Source organism: Acuticoccus sediminis, assembly GCF_003258595.1.
Lineage (GTDB): Bacteria > Pseudomonadota > Alphaproteobacteria > Rhizobiales > Amorphaceae > Acuticoccus > Acuticoccus sediminis.
In genome coordinates this window covers 181,861-198,508 of sequence record NZ_QHHQ01000004.1, presented here as the reverse complement: position 1 = coordinate 198,508, position 16,648 = coordinate 181,861, and the positions used below count along the sequence as shown (strand labels likewise).

Annotated in this window: 13 protein-coding genes; 5 read left to right on the top strand and 8 right to left on the bottom strand. The window is 69.4% G+C overall.

The genetic code is table 11. The features are described 5' to 3' along the window. Positions 1-147 precede the first annotated feature (147 nt). The 3 genes from DLJ53_RS19070 (at position 148) to DLJ53_RS19060 (ending at position 4,974) form a co-directional block, all read left to right on the top strand. Complete coding sequence (locus DLJ53_RS19070) at positions 148-1,758, top strand: peptide chain release factor 3 (protein WP_111348167.1); 1,611 nt, start codon at positions 148-150, stop codon at positions 1,756-1,758. A gap of 354 nt (positions 1,759-2,112) precedes the next feature. Continuing rightward, positions 2,113-3,987 carry an ABCB family ABC transporter ATP-binding protein/permease gene (locus DLJ53_RS19065; protein ID WP_111349061.1) on the top strand — a complete coding sequence of 625 codons (1,875 nt, stop codon included), beginning with the start codon at positions 2,113-2,115 and terminating at the stop codon, positions 3,985-3,987. Positions 3,988-4,131: 144 nt separating this feature from the next. Further along, positions 4,132-4,974 carry a 2-keto-4-pentenoate hydratase gene (locus tag DLJ53_RS19060; protein ID WP_111348165.1) on the top strand — a complete coding sequence of 281 codons (843 nt, stop codon included), beginning with the start codon at positions 4,132-4,134 and terminating at the stop codon, positions 4,972-4,974. A gap of 37 nt (positions 4,975-5,011) precedes the next feature. Here DLJ53_RS19060 and DLJ53_RS19055 read toward each other — a convergent pair whose 3' ends face one another. The 3 genes from DLJ53_RS19055 to DLJ53_RS19045 are packed head-to-tail and all read right to left on the bottom strand — an operon-like array spanning position 5,012 to position 10,426. Beyond that, positions 5,012-8,758 (bottom strand): efflux RND transporter permease subunit, encoded by a 3,747-nt coding sequence (locus tag DLJ53_RS19055; protein ID WP_244935108.1) that lies wholly within the window; start codon positions 8,756-8,758, stop codon positions 5,012-5,014. Further along, complete coding sequence (locus DLJ53_RS19050; protein WP_111348163.1) at positions 8,755-9,840, bottom strand: efflux RND transporter periplasmic adaptor subunit; 1,086 nt, start codon at positions 9,838-9,840, stop codon at positions 8,755-8,757. Before DLJ53_RS19050 ends, DLJ53_RS19055 begins: the two co-directional genes overlap by 4 nt. Before the next feature lie 7 nt (positions 9,841-9,847). After that, positions 9,848-10,426, bottom strand: coding sequence for a PadR family transcriptional regulator (locus tag DLJ53_RS19045; protein WP_202913240.1), 579 nt, complete (start codon positions 10,424-10,426; stop codon positions 9,848-9,850). A 210-nt stretch (positions 10,427-10,636) separates the two neighbouring features. Here DLJ53_RS19045 and speD point away from each other — a divergent pair, with 210 nt between their 5' ends. Together speD and speE are read left to right on the top strand one after the other, a co-directional pair. Next, the gene (gene speD / locus DLJ53_RS19040) at positions 10,637-11,098 is read left to right on the top strand and encodes an adenosylmethionine decarboxylase (protein ID WP_211100626.1); all 462 of its coding nucleotides are present in this window, start codon (positions 10,637-10,639) and stop codon (positions 11,096-11,098) included. Beyond that, positions 11,095-11,985: a polyamine aminopropyltransferase gene (gene speE, locus DLJ53_RS19035; RefSeq protein WP_211100625.1), complete on the top strand. Its 891-nt coding sequence runs from the start codon at positions 11,095-11,097 to the stop codon at positions 11,983-11,985. Before speD ends, speE begins: the two co-directional genes overlap by 4 nt. Positions 11,986-12,002: 17 nt before the next feature. Here speE and radC read toward each other — a convergent pair whose 3' ends face one another. The 5 genes from radC to DLJ53_RS19010 all read right to left on the bottom strand — a co-directional run bounded on the left by radC (position 12,003) and on the right by DLJ53_RS19010 (position 16,523). Next, complete coding sequence (gene radC / locus DLJ53_RS19030) at positions 12,003-13,022, bottom strand: RadC family protein (protein WP_111348161.1); 1,020 nt, start codon at positions 13,020-13,022, stop codon at positions 12,003-12,005. 65 nt (positions 13,023-13,087) lie between these two features. Next, positions 13,088-13,903, bottom strand: a complete 816-nt coding sequence (map, locus tag DLJ53_RS19025; RefSeq protein ID WP_111348159.1) for a type I methionyl aminopeptidase — start codon at positions 13,901-13,903, stop codon at positions 13,088-13,090. A 60-nt stretch (positions 13,904-13,963) separates the two neighbouring features. Then, positions 13,964-14,713, bottom strand: coding sequence for a DNA/RNA nuclease SfsA (gene sfsA, locus DLJ53_RS19020; protein ID WP_111348157.1), 750 nt, complete (start codon positions 14,711-14,713; stop codon positions 13,964-13,966). Positions 14,714-14,827: 114 nt separating this feature from the next. Beyond that, complete coding sequence (locus DLJ53_RS19015; RefSeq protein ID WP_111349053.1) at positions 14,828-15,322, bottom strand: NfeD family protein; 495 nt, start codon at positions 15,320-15,322, stop codon at positions 14,828-14,830. 4 nt (positions 15,323-15,326) lie between these two features. Continuing rightward, positions 15,327-16,523 (bottom strand): SPFH domain-containing protein, encoded by a 1,197-nt coding sequence (locus tag DLJ53_RS19010; protein ID WP_202913238.1) that lies wholly within the window; start codon positions 16,521-16,523, stop codon positions 15,327-15,329. Positions 16,524-16,648: the final 125 nt, after the last annotated feature.

Genomic DNA, 16,648 nt, shown 5'->3' with positions numbered 1-16,648 from the left:
ATGACGCGAGGCGGGGCACACCCCCGCCGGCACCGATCCGGCCGGGACTGGGGTCTGCCGAGTAAAACGCAATATCCCTGCCGCGCGCGTCGCTGAACCCCGCGCGGAGACGTTGCCGGCGGTCGGGGAAACCTCTACATCCCGGCCATGAACACGCTCGCCGACTTTCCCGCAGAAGCTCAGCTGAAGCCGCAGATCGCGCGCCGGCGTACGTTTGCGATCATCTCGCACCCGGACGCCGGCAAGACGACGCTCACCGAAAAGCTCCTGCTGTTCGGCGGCGCGATCCACCTCGCCGGCGAAGTCGCCGCCCGCGGCGAGCGCCGCCGTACCCGCTCGGACTGGATGGAGATCGAGAAGAAGCGCGGCATCTCGGTGTCGTCCTCGGTCATGATGTTCGAGCGCAACGGCATCGTCTTCAACCTCCTCGACACGCCCGGCCACGAGGATTTCTCCGAAGACACCTACCGTACGCTGACCGCCGTCGACTCCGCCGTCATGGTCGTCGACGCCGCGAAGGGCATCGAGGCGCAGACCCTCAAGCTCTTCGAGGTGTGCCGGCTGCGCGACATCCCGATCATCACCTTCATCAACAAGGTGGACCGGGAGGGCATGGACCCGTTCGAGCTGATGGACCAGATCGCCGACAAGCTCGCGCTCGAGCTGTCGCCGGTCACGTGGCCGATCGGCATGGGCGGCCAGTTCCACGGCGTCTACAACCTCAACACCCACGACTGGCACAAGCTCGCCGGCGACGGGTCGACCAAGTTCGGCACGACCGAGCGGCTCACCGGCCTCGACGACCCGAAGCTCGACGCCGCGGTGAAGCCGGACGTCCTGGCGGAGTTCCGCGGCCAGGCCGAACTCGTCGCCGAGGCGATGCCGAAGGTCGACATGGAGGCCTACCGGGAGGGCCACCTCTCGCCGGTCTTCTTCGGCTCGGCGCTGCGTGACTTCTGCGTCGCCGACCTGCTCGACGGCCTCAGCGCCTGGGCGCCGCCGCCCCGGCCGCAGCCGGCCGGCGACGTCGCGGTCGATCCCAACCGCGACGAGGTCTCGGCGCTGATCTTCAAGGTCCAGGCGAACATGGACCCGAACCACCGCGACCGCATCGCCTTCGCGCGCATCTGCTCCGGCCGGTTCTCGCGCGGGATGAAGCTCAACCAGGTCGGGACCGGCAAGTCGCTCGCCGTGACCGCGCCGATCTTCTTCCTCGCCGAGGAGCGCGAGCTCGCCGAGGAGGCGTGGGCCGGCGACATCATCGGCATCCCGAACCACGGCGCGCTGCGGGTGGGCGACACGCTGGCCGAGAAGGGCGATCTGCGCTTCACCGGCCTGCCGCGCTTCGCCCCGGAAATCCTGCGCCGCGTGCGCCTCGGCGACCCGATGAAGACCAAGCAGATGCGCCGCGCATTGCAGGACCTCTCGGAGGAGGGGCTCGCCCAGGTGTTCCGCACGCACCTCGGCGGCGACCACATCGTCGGCGTCGTCGGCGCCCTGCAGCTCGACGTCATGGCCTCGCGCGTGGAGGCCGAGTACAAGGTCAAGATCGAGTTCGAGCCGGCGCCGTTCGCGACCGCCCGCTGGCTCGCCGGTGACCCCAAGCTCGTCAAGGCGTTCGTGGACGTCAACAAGTCCGTGGTGGCCGACGACGTGGACGGCGATCCCGTCTACCTCGCCCGCAACGCCTGGGAGCTGAACTACACGCGCGAGAAGAACCCGGACATTCGCTTCGTCGAAATCAAGGAAATGCACTGATCGCCGGGGGCGCCCGTCGCGGCGCCCCCATAGCACCGCCGGCACCGGCCTCCCGGTGTGCCGGACCGGGCCGCCCTTCGCCGCCATGATGCCTGCCGGAGGCCCGGACGCCCGCTGGCCCGTGCCCGCCGCACCGAAGCCCCGCGCGGCCCGCCACGCCCCATCGCCGCAGGATCAGTGATCCAGAGGCGACAACCGCCGCCCGGCGGCGCCGGCAAGGCTGCCGGCCGCGGATGAACGCTCACGGATCGGGTCGAAATGCCCTATCTGGATTGAGATGCATTCTAAGTTCTGCCCACCAACTCCCGCTAAGCGAGACAGCCTGTGAACCCCGTTTCGGCCGATCGCGGCGAGATGCTGGGCGCCTTGAGGGGCCTTTGGCCCTACATGTGGCCCAGCGACCGCCCCGACCTGAAGTTTCGCGTCGGCATCGCCATCCTGGCGCTCGTCGTCGCCAAGATCGTCACCGTCCTCATCCCCTACACCTACAAGTGGGCGACGGACGCGCTCACCGCCAACGAGTTCGGCGTCGCCGCCAGCGAGCGCATCGCGGACACGCCGGGCTGGAACCTGCCCGCGTTCGTGGTCGGGCCGATCATGCTGGTGATCGCCTACGGCGTGGGGCGCATCCTCAGCATGGGCTTCAACCAGCTCCGCGACGCGCTGTTCGCGCGGGTCGGCCAGCACGCGGTGCGCCAGCTCGCCCGGCAGACGTTCATGCACCTGCACGCCCTGTCGCTGCGCTACCACCTGCAGCGGCGCACCGGCGGCCTCTCGCGCGTCATCGAGCGCGGCGTCAAGGGCATCGAGACGCTGGTGCGCTTCACCATCCTCAACGCGATCCCGACCATCCTCGAGTTCGCGCTGATGGCGGCCGTCATCGCCTACCAGTTCTCGCTGTCCTACCTCGGCGTGATCGTCGTGATGGTGATCCTCTACGTCTGGTTCACCGTCATCGCCTCGCAGTGGCGCATCTCCATCCGCCGCGACATGAACGACTCGGACACCGACGCCAACTCCAAGGCGATCGACAGTCTGATCAACTACGAGACGGTCAAGTACTTCAACAACGAGACGATGGAGACCGACCGCTTCGACCGCTCGATGGCGAGCTACGAGGACGCGGCGGTCCGCACCTGGACCTCGCTCGCCTGGCTCAACATGGGCCAGACGGTGATCTTCACGATCGGCATGATGGTACTGATGATCATGTCCGCCCGCGCGGTCATGGCAGGCGAGCAGACCATCGGTGATTTCGTGATGGTGAACGCGCTGCTCATGCAGCTCTCCATCCCGCTGAACTTCATCGGCTTCGTCTACCGCGAGATCAAGCTGGCGCTGGCGGACGTCGAGGACATGTTCGCCGTCCTCAACATTCCGCAGGAAGTGGTCGACCGGCCGGACGCGAGCCCCATCGCGGTCGCCGGCGGCACCGTCCGCTTCGAGGACGTCCGCTTCCACTACGATCCCGAGCGGCCCATCCTGCACGGGATCTCGTTCGATGTGCCCGCGGGGCACACGCTGGCGATCGTCGGCCCCTCCGGAGCCGGGAAGTCGACGATCTCGCGTCTTCTCTACCGCTTCTACGACGTCGCCGGCGGGGCCATCACCATCGACGGGCAGGACATCCGCGACGTCACGCAGGTCTCGCTGCGCCGCGAGATCGGCATCGTCCCGCAGGACACCGTGCTCTTCAACGACACCATCGCCTACAACATCGCCTACGGCCGCCCGTCGGCGAGCCGGGAGGAGGTGGAGCGCGCGGCGGAGATGGCGCAGATCGGCGACTTCATCCGCGCCCTGCCGCAGGGGTTCGACACCGAGGTCGGCGAGCGCGGGCTGAAGCTGTCGGGCGGCGAGAAGCAGCGCGTCGCCATCGCCCGCACCATCCTGAAGGCCCCGCCGGTCCTCATCCTCGACGAGGCGACGTCCGCACTCGACACCCGGACCGAGGAGGACATCCAGTCCGCGCTCGACGAGGTCTCGACCGGACGGACCACGCTGATGATCGCGCACCGCCTGTCGACCGTGGTGAAGGCGGACCAGATCATCGTGCTGGAGGCCGGCCGCATCGTCGAGCGGGGGACGCACGGCTCGCTGATGGCGATGAACGGCCTCTACGCCGAGATGTGGGCGCGCCAGAGCCAGCAGGCCGAGGTCCCGCCGCCCGAATCGCTCGCCCAGCCGCGCGAGCTCTCCGTTCGCGAACGCGAGGAGAGCTTCAAGTAGGCCGAAGGCGCCGGGACCGCCCGGCGCCTTCCCCGTGGGCGCACGCCGGCCCCGGAAACGGAGCCATGCGCCCGTGCGCGAAGAGCGCTAGACTGTCCCCGGCGCCGCACGCAGAGGCGGCGGATGTCAGGGAGGGGACGGACCATGCGGCGATGGGTGATCGGCGGCGCACTGCTCCTGGGTTGCGGGATCGGCGGGGCGAACGCCGCCTGCGTGGATGACGCCACGCTCGCGGCCTATCTGAAGGACTTCGATTCCGGGACGCCGACGAGGGCCATGGGCGCCGGCGGCAGCGTGGAGGACGCGCGCTGCATCCAGGACCTTCTGGTCGGCGAGCTGACGGGCGAGCTGGGCCCGGTGATCGGCTACAAGGCCGGCCTGACGAGCGCGGCCGCGCAGGAGCGCTTCGGCGTCGACGAGCCGGTCCTCGGCACGCTCCTCGAAAAGATGATGCTGCCCTCCGGGGCCACCGTTCCTGCAAGCTTCGGCGCCCGCCCGCTGTTCGAGGCGGACCTCCTGCTGGTCGTCGGCGACGCGGGGATCAACGAGGCGAAGACACCTGAGGAGGTCCTCGCGCACCTCTCCTCCGTGCGGCCGTTCATCGAGCTTCCGGATCTCATGCTGGCCGAGGGCGAGCCGCTCGACGGCGCTACCATCACCGCGATGAACGTCGGTGCGCGGATGGGCGTCGTCGGCGACGACATCCCGGTCGACGACGCGATGCTGGACACGCTGAAGACGATGACCGTCACAGTGACCGACGCGGACGGAACTGTGCTCGCCGAGGCCAAGGGCGAGTCGGTGCTCGGCAACCCGCTGAACAGCGCGCTCTGGCTGATGGAGAAGGGCCTGACCTTCGAGCCCGGGCAGGTGATCAGCGTCGGGTCCATCGGCCCGCTGCTGCCGCCCGCCAAGGCCAAGGGCACCGCGACCGTCACCTACAAGGGCCTTCCCGGCGACCCCGCGGTGACCGTCCACTTCGAATAGGGCCGGGCGGGCGCCCCCGGCGAGGGACGCCCGCGGGCTACTCGGCCGCCTCGCTCGAGGAGGACGGCTTCTGGTCCGCCGTCTCCTTGGAAGGCCGTGGATGGCGGGTCAGCACCGGCGCGTAGACGTCCGGCGGTCCGCCGTCCGGTTCCGGGCTCTTGGGGGTCTCTGCCGGCACGATCGGCGGGATCGCCGGCGGGCGGGCGGCATCGGCCTCGCGCGCGCCGTCCTCGGTCGTTCCCCGGCGCGGGCGGGCGATCACCGGGGCCCAGACGTCCGGTGCCTCCTGCCCGTCCTCGGCCGCCGCCGCTTGGGGCGCCGTCTCGACGGGCGCCGACGCGGTGCCTTCGGCGGCGTCCGTCCGCCCGGTCGCCGTCGCGGCGGTGCGGCCGGGGAGGCGGTAGACCGCCGGTTCGTGCGTCTCCGCCGCCGCCGGCAGGATCATCCCGGGTGCGCCGGCGAGCGCCGGTTCCAGCTCGCGGCCGCGCAGGCGGCGGACGGAGCGGGACACCGTCTCCGGCATCGCCAGCATCACCGGGATCACCACCAGCGTGAGGATCGTCGAGAAGGCGAGGCCGGCGATGATCGCGGTCGAGAGCTGCACCCACCAGATCGAGGTGATGCCGCCGACGGAGATCGTCCGGGTGAAGAAGTCGAGGTTCACCTGCGTCGCCATCGGGATGAGGCCGGCGATGGTGGTGATCGTCGTCAGCAGGATCGGCCGGACGCGCTGGGCGGCGGTCGCGAGCGTCGCCGTCAGCAGGTCCGGCTGCTCCAGCCGCTCGCGGTTGAACGTGTCGATCAGCACGATCGCGTTGTTCACGACGATGCCCGCGAGCGCGATGATCCCCGTCCCCGTCATGATGACGGAAAACTTCTGGCCCGTGATCGCCATCCCGAGCAGCACGCCGAACGCGGAGAGGACGATCGTCAGGAGCGTCAGTCCGGTCTGGTAGAAGCTGTTGAACTGCGTCACCAGCACCAGGAACATCATCACCAGCGAGGCGACCATCGCCTTCATGAGGAAGTCGAATGCCTCGGCCTGGTCCTCGTTGGCGCCGCGGAAGGTGAAGGTCACGCCCTGCGGCCAGTCCTGGGTCTTCAGCCAGGAGTCGATCTCGGCGATCTTCTGGTTCTGGTCGAAGCCTTCCGCCTCCAGAACGTCGGCCTTCACCGTCATGGCGAACTGCCCGTCGACGCGTGCGATCGAGGAGACGCGCTGCTGAGGGTTCACGTCGATGAAGTTGATGATCGGCACCTGGCCGAGGCTCGTCTGAAGCCGGAGGTCCGCGAACTGGTGCAGGTTGCGCTCCGCCTCGGGGTAGCGCACGCGGATGTCGATCTGATCCTCCGAATCGTCCGGCTGGTACTCGGTGAGGAGGACGCCGTTGGTGACGAGCTGGATGATCTGACCGACCGTGGTCACGTCCGCGCCGAACCGGCCGGCCTCCTCGCGGTCGACGTCGAGCTGCCACTCGATGCCGGGGAGGGGCCGGTCGTCCTCCACGTCCCGGAGCCCCTCGACCGTCTCGACGTGGTCGCGCACGCGCGCCGTCGCCGCGACGACCTGGTCATAGGACTCGGAGGTGATCTGGAGCTGGATGTCCTTGCCGGTCGGCGGGCCGCCCTCGATCTTGCGCACCTCGACCTTGATGCCGGCGAAGTCGGTCCGGTTGCGGATGTCCTCGAAGATCTCCGCGGCGGGACGGCGGCAGCAGTATTTGACCAGCTCGATCTGGAGCTGGCCGATGATGTCGGCGGGCTTGTCCTGCACGCTGCCGATCTGCGAGCCACCGCCGCTGCTGCCGCCGGACGGGTAGGCGTTGGTGACGACGTTGTCGACGCCGTCCACGGCGAGCACCTCGCGCTCCACCTCGCGCACCAGCGAAAGCGCCTCGCGCGCGCTCATGTTGCCGCGCGCCGAGATCATCGCCACCGCGACGTCCGGCTCCTCGTCGACGAAGAACTCGACGCCCGCCGCGTTCTGCTGGAAGACGGTGAGCACCCCGAAGGCCACGCCCACGACCACCACGACGGTGAGGATGATGCCGAACGTGTTGCCGGCGAGGAGCCGCAGGCCGCCAACGTAGAGCCGCGCCACACCGGTCAGTCTGGTGACGTCGAACGGTCCCTCGTGCGGCGTCAGCACCGGCTTGGCGCGCGAGCGGCCCCAGCGGTTCGCGAGCGAGGTCGCGATGACCGTCGCCACGATGAACCCGACGATGGCCGCCAGGATCTGGAGCGGCATCGGCGCGGCGCCGAGGACGATCATCGCCCCGCCCGCGACCACCGTCCCGGAGAAAAGGCCGATGATCAGCGCGTTGGAAAGCACGGCGCCAACCACCGGCAGGAACACCATCGCCGTGACGAGCGCCACGGTGAGGACGATGATCACCATCACCGGCAGGTAGCTCATGAATTCGCCCGCGACGCCCGGCCACAGGAGCATCGGCAGGAAGGCGATCAGCGTCGTCGCCGTGGACGAGATCAGCGGCCAGACCATGAGGTGCGCGGCCTCGCGGAAGGCCTGCGGGCGGTCGACGCCCTCGGCGATCCTTCGGTCCGCGTACTCCACGACGACGATGGCGCCGTCGACGAGGAGGCCCACGCAGAGCACCAGGCCGAACATCACCATCATGTTGACGGTCATGCCGAGGCCGGAGAGCACCGCGAAGCCGAACAGGATCGACGTCGGGATGGCGATGCCGACGAGGAGGGCCGAACGGAAGCCGAGCGCGGCCACGATGACGATCATCACCAGCACGATGGCGGTGGAGATCGACGCCTCGAGCCCGCCCAGCACCTCGTAGATGAAGGAGGACTGGTCGAGCAGGTAGTCGACCTTGATCGCGTCCGGCCAGTCCGCCGTCGCGTTCTCGACGACGTCGCGGACCGCCTGGTTGTTCTCGATGATGTTCTCGCCGATCCGCTTCACGACATCGATGGTGATCGCCGGCCGGCCGTTCACGCGCGTGAACGTCGTCGGGTCCTTGAAGGTGCGGCGCACCTCGGCGATGTCGCCGACCGTCACGACGCCTTCGGCGTTCGACTTGATCACCATGTTGTAGACGTCGCCGGCGTCCTCGATCAGTCCGGGGACCTTGACCGAGAACCGGCCCTCGCCGGTGTCTAGGAAGCCGGCCGGCACGAGCGCGTTGTTGTTCTGCAGCGCCTGCAGCAGCTCCAGCGGCTGGACGCGGTAGGACTCCATCGCGGTACGGTCGATGAGGACCTCGAGCTGCTCCTCGCGCGAGCCGGAGAGGTCCGCCGACAGCACCGACGGCACGGCCTCGACCGCGTCCTTCAGCCGCCGCGCGCGCTGGTAGAGGGTGCGCTCCGGCACGTCGCCCGACAGCGCCACGATGATCGTCGGCACGAGGGAGAAGTTGGTCTCGGTGATCGTCGGCTCGTCGGCGTCGGCCGGAAGGTCCGCCTGGGCGCGGTCCACCTTGTCGCGCACGTCCGCGAGCGCCTCGTCCTTGTCGAAGTCGGCGTTGAATTCGAGGACGATGCCGGCGTGTCCCTCGGAGGCGGTGGCCTTGATCTCCTTCAGCCCGTCGAGGCCGCGGAGCTGCGTCTCCATGGGCTTGACCAGGAGGCGGTTCGCGTCCTCCGGGGAGATGCCCTGCTGGGTGATCGAGACGTAGAAGACCGGAACGTCGATGTCCGGATTCGCCTCCTTCGGGATCGTCGCATAGATGAACGCGCCGGCCCCGAGGAGGAAGACCAGCAGCGTCAGGATCGTCCGCGGACGATCGAGGAGGCCGTCGAGGATGCTGTTCATGTGGCGTCGGCCTCCGCGACGGGATCGACGGTCTGGCCCTCGACCACATACTCCTGGCCGACGGTGATGATCGTCACGGTTTCGGGCAGGCCGGTCACCCAGAAGCCGTCCGAGTCCTGCATCGCGATTTTCACGGGCATGAACCGGACCCGGTTGTCCGTGTCCACGGTGCGCACGCCGATCTGCCCGGAATCGGCGAGCGTGAGGACGCCCGGCGACAGGCGGTGCGCCTTCACCGTCGTGAGCGGGATGTGCGCCTCGGCCGTCACGCCGTCGCGCAGCGCGCCGTCGGGGTTGGGGACGGTGAGCTCCACCGTGAAGGTGCGTGTGTCCGCGTCGGCGGTGCGCGAGATGTAGGAGACGGAGCCGCTGATCGCTTCGCCGGTGACGAGGTCGATGTTCGCCTCCGAGCCCATGTGCACTGCCGAGATGTCCCGCTCGGAGATCTGCCCGGTGACGATGATCGGGTCGGCGTCGACGATGGTGGCGCAGACGCCGCCGATCGCCAGCATGGCGCCGACCTCGCCGAGCGGCTCCTGCACGGTGCCGGAGATCGGGGCGAGGATCGTCGTGCGGCTCAGCTCCTCCTGCGCCTCGGCGACGGAGGCCTGGGCCGCGTCGAGGGCGGCCTTGGTGGCGGCGACGCGCGTCTGGGACTCGAAGCCGCGCCCGCTCAGCTTGCTGGCGGCATCGTAGTCGAGCTGCGCCTTCTCCTCCTCGGCCCTGGCGCGGGCGAGCTGGGCGGCGCGCACGCCCTTGTCCAGCTCGCACAGCACGTCACCGGCCTTCACGTGCGAGCCGCGGTCGACCGGCCGCTCGGCGATGCGCGCGGTGGTCTCGGCAGCGACGTCGACGAGGGCGTCGGCACGGGTGCGTCCGCGCATCGTCAGCAGCCGGCCGCGTTCCTCGGCCTGGACGGTGCGGGTGCGCACGCGGAAGGCCTCCTCGTTGGCCTCGGCGCGCTCGGCCGGCGGTCGGGGCGTCGCCTCCTGGGCGGTGCCGGCGATGATGAGGTGGCCGCTCGCCATCCACGCGGCGATCCCTGCGGTCATCAGCCCGGCGAGCAAGAGTTTTCCGTTCATGGCACTGTCACTCCGCCGCGTCGGCAATGTCGGTCTGGGACATGGCGATCAGCGTCTCGCCGTGGGTCTCCAGAAAGTCGAGGTGGGCGCTGAGGCAGTTCTCTCCGTACGCCGCCGCCCAGCCCAGCGCGTCGCAGTGGGGGGCGCCGTCCTTGTCCGCCTCGTCGACGGCGGCCCGGATCGCGGCGATTTCGTCGCGAAGGCCCTGCATCCGCTCCTCGATCGCGGCCTGGATGACGTGGCGCGGAAGGCGCGGCGCGAAGGTCGACAGGAGGAGGAACCGCGAGCGGTAGACGTCCGGCCCCGGCGACTGCGACAGGGTCGCAAGGAAGGTGGCGCGGCCGGCGTCGGTGATCGAATAGACCTTGCGGGAGGGGCGGCCGGACTGGATCTCCTCCCGCACGGTGACGAGCTCGTGGTGCGCGAGGCGGGCGAGGGCGGGGTAGATCGAGCCGTAGCTGGCGTCGACGAACCAGCGGTGCCGCCCCTCGAGCGACTCCTTCTTGATCTCGTAGCCGGTTCGCTCGCCATCGAACAGGATCGCGAGGCACAGCATGGCGACGGGGCTCAGGGTTTCGGCGGCCAAGTTGCCCTCGATTCGGAATATGTCGGCCCGATATATCTCGCCCCGAAATATAGTTTTTGGAAACGCTGATGCAATCCGGGGACGCGATTATGACGTGTGTCGCGGGATGCGCGCTGAGTGCGCCTCGCGACTTGATTGCGCGGGCGTGTGCGCATACGTTCGCGACCGGAACCGAATGTTTGACTACGAAGAACGAGGTGGCACACGCGGATGGCTCAACACCGCCCCCTGACCCGCACGATCGATGACGTCGTGGACGAGGATTTCATCGCCGAAATGCCGGCAGCGACCGCATCGGCCGATGAGCACATGATGTTGCGTGACGGCGTTCGCTGCGCCGGCGCGCACATCATCGTTGACGTCTACGGTGGGGAGCGCCTGGACGATCTGGCGCACATCGAGGAGACGCTGAAAGAGTGCGTCGAAGTGGCCGGTGCCACCCTCCTTCACGTGCATCTGCACCACTTTGACGAGAATGGTGGTGTGTCCGGCGTCGCGGTCCTGGCGGAGAGTCACATCTCGATCCACTCCTGGCCCGAGCACCGGTACGCCGCGCTCGACATCTTCATGTGCGGCGAGACCGAGCCGCAGGCTTGCATCGAGGTGCTGCGCAAGGCGTTCTCGCCGAGCCACATCGCCGTCAGCGAGTTCCTGCGCGGCCGCGGGCTTTGACGGCGCCGGCCGGCGCAGGGTGGATCACGGAAGCCGTCAATGAGGAGGCGGGGTTCCGCACCTCGCTGAAAGTGACCCGGGCGGTGCGCGAGGTGCACGGCGAGCAGACGCTCGTCGTGTTCGACAATCCGAGCTTCGGCCGCGTCCTCACCCTCGACGGCGCCATCCAGGTCACCACCGGGGACGAGTTCGTCTATCACGAGATGATGTCGCACGTGGCGCTCTTCGCCCACGGCGCGGTGCGCGACGTCCTCGTCCTCGGCGGGGGCGACGGCGGCGTGGCGCGGGAGGTACTGCGTCACCCGGTGTCGCGCGTCACGCTGGTGGAGATCGACCGCGCCGTCGTCGACCTCATGGTGAGCGAGATGCCGTCCATCTCGAGAGGGGCCTTCGACGACCCGCGCCTCGACCTCGTGATCGACGATGGGGCCCGCTTCGTGCGCGAGGCGGAGGCGGAATTCGACGCGATCATCGTCGACTCGCCTGATCCGATGGGGGCCGGCGCGGCGCTCTTCACGTCCGCCTTCTATGCCGACTGCCGGCGGCTGCTGCGGCCGGGGGGCGTCATGGTCTGCCAGTCCGGGATGCCGTTCCTGACCGGCGGCTGGTTCGGCGGCCATGCCGAGACGCTGCGCGGGGTCTTCGAGGACGTCGCGTTCTTCCTGTCGACGGTGCCGAGTTACACCGGCGGGCCGATGGCGCACGCTTTCCTGTCGACGGACCCGTCGTTGAAGTCCGTCTCCGAGGCGACCCTCGAGAAGCGGGCGGAGGGGCTGGGCCTTGCCACGCGCTACTGGACGCCGGCGGTGCACCGTGCGGCCTTCGCGCTCCCGCCCTACATCGCCGACCTGGTGGCCCCGCCCGCTCCGCTGACGCCGGAGGGGTAGGGACCGTCGCCGGACGCCTACACGTACCCCTCGCTGCGCAGCGAGATGTACGTGTTGGCGCCGATGATGATGTGGTCGTGCACCGCAAGCCCCAGCGGCCGCGCCCCGTCGATGATCTTCGCGGTGACGGCAATGTCCGCCCGCGATGGGGCCGGGTCACCGGACGGATGGTTGTGGATCAGGACGATCGCGCTCGCGCCGAGCTCCAGCGCCCGCTTCAGCACCTCGCGCGGGTAGACCGGCGTGTGGTCGACGGTCCCCGCACCGGCACATTCCGACACCAGCATCTTGTTCTTCTTGTCGAGGTAGAGGACGTGGAACTCCTCCCGCTCCAGCCCGCGCAGTCTGGCACGGTAGAAGTCGACCACGGCGTCGGTCGAGCTGAGGACGACGCGGTCGGCGAGGGCGTCGTGGGTCAGCCGCTCGGCCGCCGCGCGGATCAGCCGGAAGTCGCCGACGACACGCTCGCCGACGCCGCTCACGTCCATCAGCCGCGCGGCGGGGGCGGCGAGAACCGCGGCGAAGGAGCCGAACTCGGCGATCAGCGCCTTGGCGATCGGCTTCGTGTCGCGGCGTGGGATGGAGCGGAAGAGGAGAAGCTCGAGGAGTTCGTATTCCGGTAGCGTCTCGCCGCGGTCGAAGCGCGCCCGCAGCCGGTCGCGATGCCCGCTCGACAGGTCGACGCTGATGCGGCGCTGCCCCTCGTCGCCACTGGCTCTCGCCGGCGCGTCCGGCCCTTCTCCGAAAAGCTCCGCCTGGTTGGCCTCCGGATGCCGAGCGGGATCGTCCCCGGCGGGATGGCGGAGCCGGGCAGGGCGCTCCGCCGAAGCGGCCGGATCGTCCCGGGCAGTCTCGGATGAACGGCGCGCCTCGTCCGGCGATGACCTGGTCTCCGGCGGCGTGGCGGTTGTGGGGGAGGTTCGCTTACGCGCCGGTTGCCCGCTGCCCGACTGGGCGGCGTGGGCCGAGATCGCGGCGCGAAGCAGGGTCAGTGCAGCGCTCGAAACCCGCTCTGTGCCGCGGTCCTGCTCGGCCATGGATCCACCCCCGTTCTCGAGGGAAGATTACTTTAGATTGCACCGAAGATGCAATCTCTGATTGGTTAGTCGGTGACGACCATGTGCGGGGAGAACGTGAAGATCTCGCACCCGTCCTCGGTGATGCCGACGGTGTGCTCGTACTGCGCCGACAGCGAGCGGTCGCGCGTCACCGCCGTCCACCCGTCCGACAGGACCTTCACGTGCGGTCGGCCGAGGTTCACCATCGGCTCGATGGTGAAGATCATCCCCGGCTGCAGCCGCACACCGTCACCGGGACGGCCGTAGTGCAGGATGTTCGGCATGTCGTGGAACAGCCGGCCAACGCCGTGGCCGCAGAACTCACGCACCACGGAGCAGCGCTCGCCCTCGACGTAGGTCTGGATCGCGTAGCCGATGTCGCCGGTGGTGTTGCCCGGGACGGCGGCCTTCACGCCGAGGTCGAGCGCCTTGAGCGTCACGTCCAGCAGACGGTCGGCCGCGCGGCGGATCTGCCCGACGCGGTACATACGGGACGAATCGCCGTGCCAGCCGTCTAGGATGAAGGTCACGTCCACGTTGAGGACGTCGCCTTCCTTCAGCGGCTTGGGGGACGGGATGCCGTGGCAGACCACGTGGTTGATGGAGGTGCACGTCGCGTGGCGGTAGCCACGGTAGTACAGCGTCGCCGGAATGACGTCGTGCTTCTCGGCGAAGGCCATGACGAACTCGTCGATGGCCTCCGTCGTGGTGCCGGGGACGATGAAGTCCTCCAGCTCGTCGAGGCATTTCGCGGTCAGCGACCCGGCGGCGTGCATCGCGGCGAAGGCGTCCTTGCCGTAGATCCGCACCTGGCCCGTGTTGCGAGCAGGCGCGACGTCCGCATCAATAAACTCCACCATGTCCGCCGTGCCTCCTTCCGCTGGACTTATCTCGGCGTTTTGGCGGCGAAACGCAAGGTGTCAGGCGGCCACGCGGGCAGCTTGGCTCAATTGCACGTCGGTCATGCCGTCCAGAATCGGGATCAGGCCGTCCGCGTGGATGCCTTCCGGCGATATGCTGCACCTCAGCGCAGCGAAACGGACCCCGGCGGCGAGCGCCCTGTCGAAGCCTTCGCCGTATGCCGTATCGATATGCCGGGCGAGACGGAAGACGTCGCAGTCGCCGCGCTGGATGAGGAAGACCGTCAGCGCGTCGTCGCCCGCCGCCACGACGTCCGCCAGCGCGCCGAGGTGCTTGGCGCCGCGCGCGGTGACGCAGTCGGGGAACGAGGCCTCGCCGGGCCGCTCCAGCATGTGGACGTTCTTGATCTCGATGAAGGTGCGCCGCCCGTCCTCGCCGGTCACGAGGATGTCGATCCGCTCCGCCTTGCCGTACTTCACCTCCGGCCGGATCTCGCCGGCCGCGGGGAAGGGGGCGACGCGGGCGCGCGCCAGCGCGAGGGCGACGCGGTTGGGGTTCTGCGTGTTGGCGCCGACCCAGACGCCGTCCGCCTCGACCGCCTCCAGCGTGTGCCGGTAGCGCCGCTTCGGGTTGTCCGACACCGACAGCAGGACGCGCGCGCCCGGGTTCGTGAGGCCCGTCATCGCCCCGGTGTTGGGGCAGTGGGCGGTGATCATGGTGCCGTCGGGGAGGGCGACGTCGAGCATGAAGCGCTTGCGGCGCTCGACCCACGTGCCTTCGACGAGAGGACCGAAAGGATAAGCCAGCATGGCCCAAGTCTGCCGCCCGCTCCCCCCGCCCGGAAGGGGCCGGCGGAGGGGTGTCCCGGTTATGCACGGGTAAGGCGCGCCGGCGGGGGCCGTGCCGAACACCGGTGAGCCCCGTCAGGCCGTCCGCGCCTCGCCCAGCACGGCGTGGACCGGCTCGACCCGCAGGGTCGCCCCGTCGACGCCGACGACGCGCACGCGCTCGCCCGCCGGCAGATCCGGCCCGGTCACGCGCCAGAGGCTGTCGCCCCAATGGGCGCGGCCGTGCCCGGCGACGATGGGCTCGGCGAGCACGAGCTCGCGCCCGACATAGGCCGTCAGGTCGCGGTTGACGCGGTCGGCACCGTCGTCGAAGCGCCGCGCGGCGAGGAAGCGGGCGCCAATCACGCTGACCGCCGCGAAGCCGATGAAGGCCACCATCTGCCCCTCCCAGCCGAGGCCGCTGCCGAACGCCGGCGGCCAGGCGAGCGCCGCAAGTCCCGTCGCCGAGGCGGCCGCGCCGAACCAGATCAGGTTGATCCCCGGCAGCACCACCTCGGCAATGAGGAACAGCGCCCCAACGATGAACCACGCGTAGGGGCCGAGGTCGCGCAGGACGGCGAGGAGGAGCATCACCTCAGCGCCCTCCCAGGTCGTGCCGCGCGAGCCGCTCGGCGAGCGCCTCCGTCGCCTCGCTGATGCGCCGGAACCGGTCCGTACGCACGCCCTCCTGCGGGGCTGCTGTCGCGGCGGCGTCTGCCTCGCGGGCCGGGCCGGCGGGCGGGACGGCGCTCTGCGGCGCGGCCGCGGTCTCCGCCGCGCGGGTGACGCCGGAGAGGCGCGCGTTGATGTCGCTCCAGGGGTCGGTGGCCGGGGGCGGCGGCGTGGGGGGACTGGCGCCTGCGGGGTGCGGGCCGAACGCCTCGCGGGCGATCTCGGCGATGCCGGCGAGGGAGCCGAGCGTCGCCACGGCATCGACCGGCAGGATCAGCGTGCGCTGGTTGGGCGCCGCCGCGAGGTCGCGCAGCGCGCCGACATACTTGTCCGCCACGAAGTAGTTGATCGCCTGCACCGAGCCCTTGGCGATCGCCTCGGACACGGACGTGGTGGCGTTCGCCTCCGCCTGGGCGGCGCGCTCGCGCGCCTCGGCGTCGCGCAGCGCGGCCTCCCGCCGGCCCTCGGCCGCGAGGATCAGCGACTGCTTCTCGCCCTCGGCGCGGGCGATGGCGGCGAGGCGGGCGCCGTCCGCCTCCAGCACGAGGGCGCGCTTCTCGCGCTCGGCCTTCATCTGCCGCGCCATCGCGGCGGTGAGGTCGGGCGGCGGGTTGATGTCCTTGATCTCGATGCGGGTGATCCTGACGCCCCACGGGTCCACCGCCGAGTCCACCACGCGCAGGACCCGCGAGTTGATCTCGTCGCGGTTCGACAGCAGCTCGTCGAGGTCCATCGACCCCATGACGGAGCGGATGTTGGTCATCGTGAGGTTCAGGATCGCGACCTCGAGGTCGGTCACCTCGTAGGCGGCCTTCGCCGCGTCCAGCACCTGGAAGAAGGTCACGCCATTGGCCGTCACCGTGGCGTTGTCCTTGGTGATGACCTCCTGGCTCGGCACGTCGAGCACCTGCTCGCGCATGTTGATCTTGTCGCCGATGCGCTCCACGAACGGGGTCAGGATGCTGAGCCCCGGGCGAAGGGTGCGGGTGTAGCGGCCGAACCGCTCCACCGTGTAGTGCATGCCCTGCGGCACGGTCTTCACCGCGGCGACGATGACCACGAACACCAGGATCGCCGCGGCGATCAAGTAGAGATTGATCCCTAGATTCAAGTCGAACATGGGACGTCCTTCGATGAAGCCACTCCAAAGATGGGCACATTGCGCGAGACGCACAACGCGCAGGTCCGTGAACATCGCCGCCGGTCCCGCGAACTTCGCTCATCTTTCGGCGTCGGACCTCATTG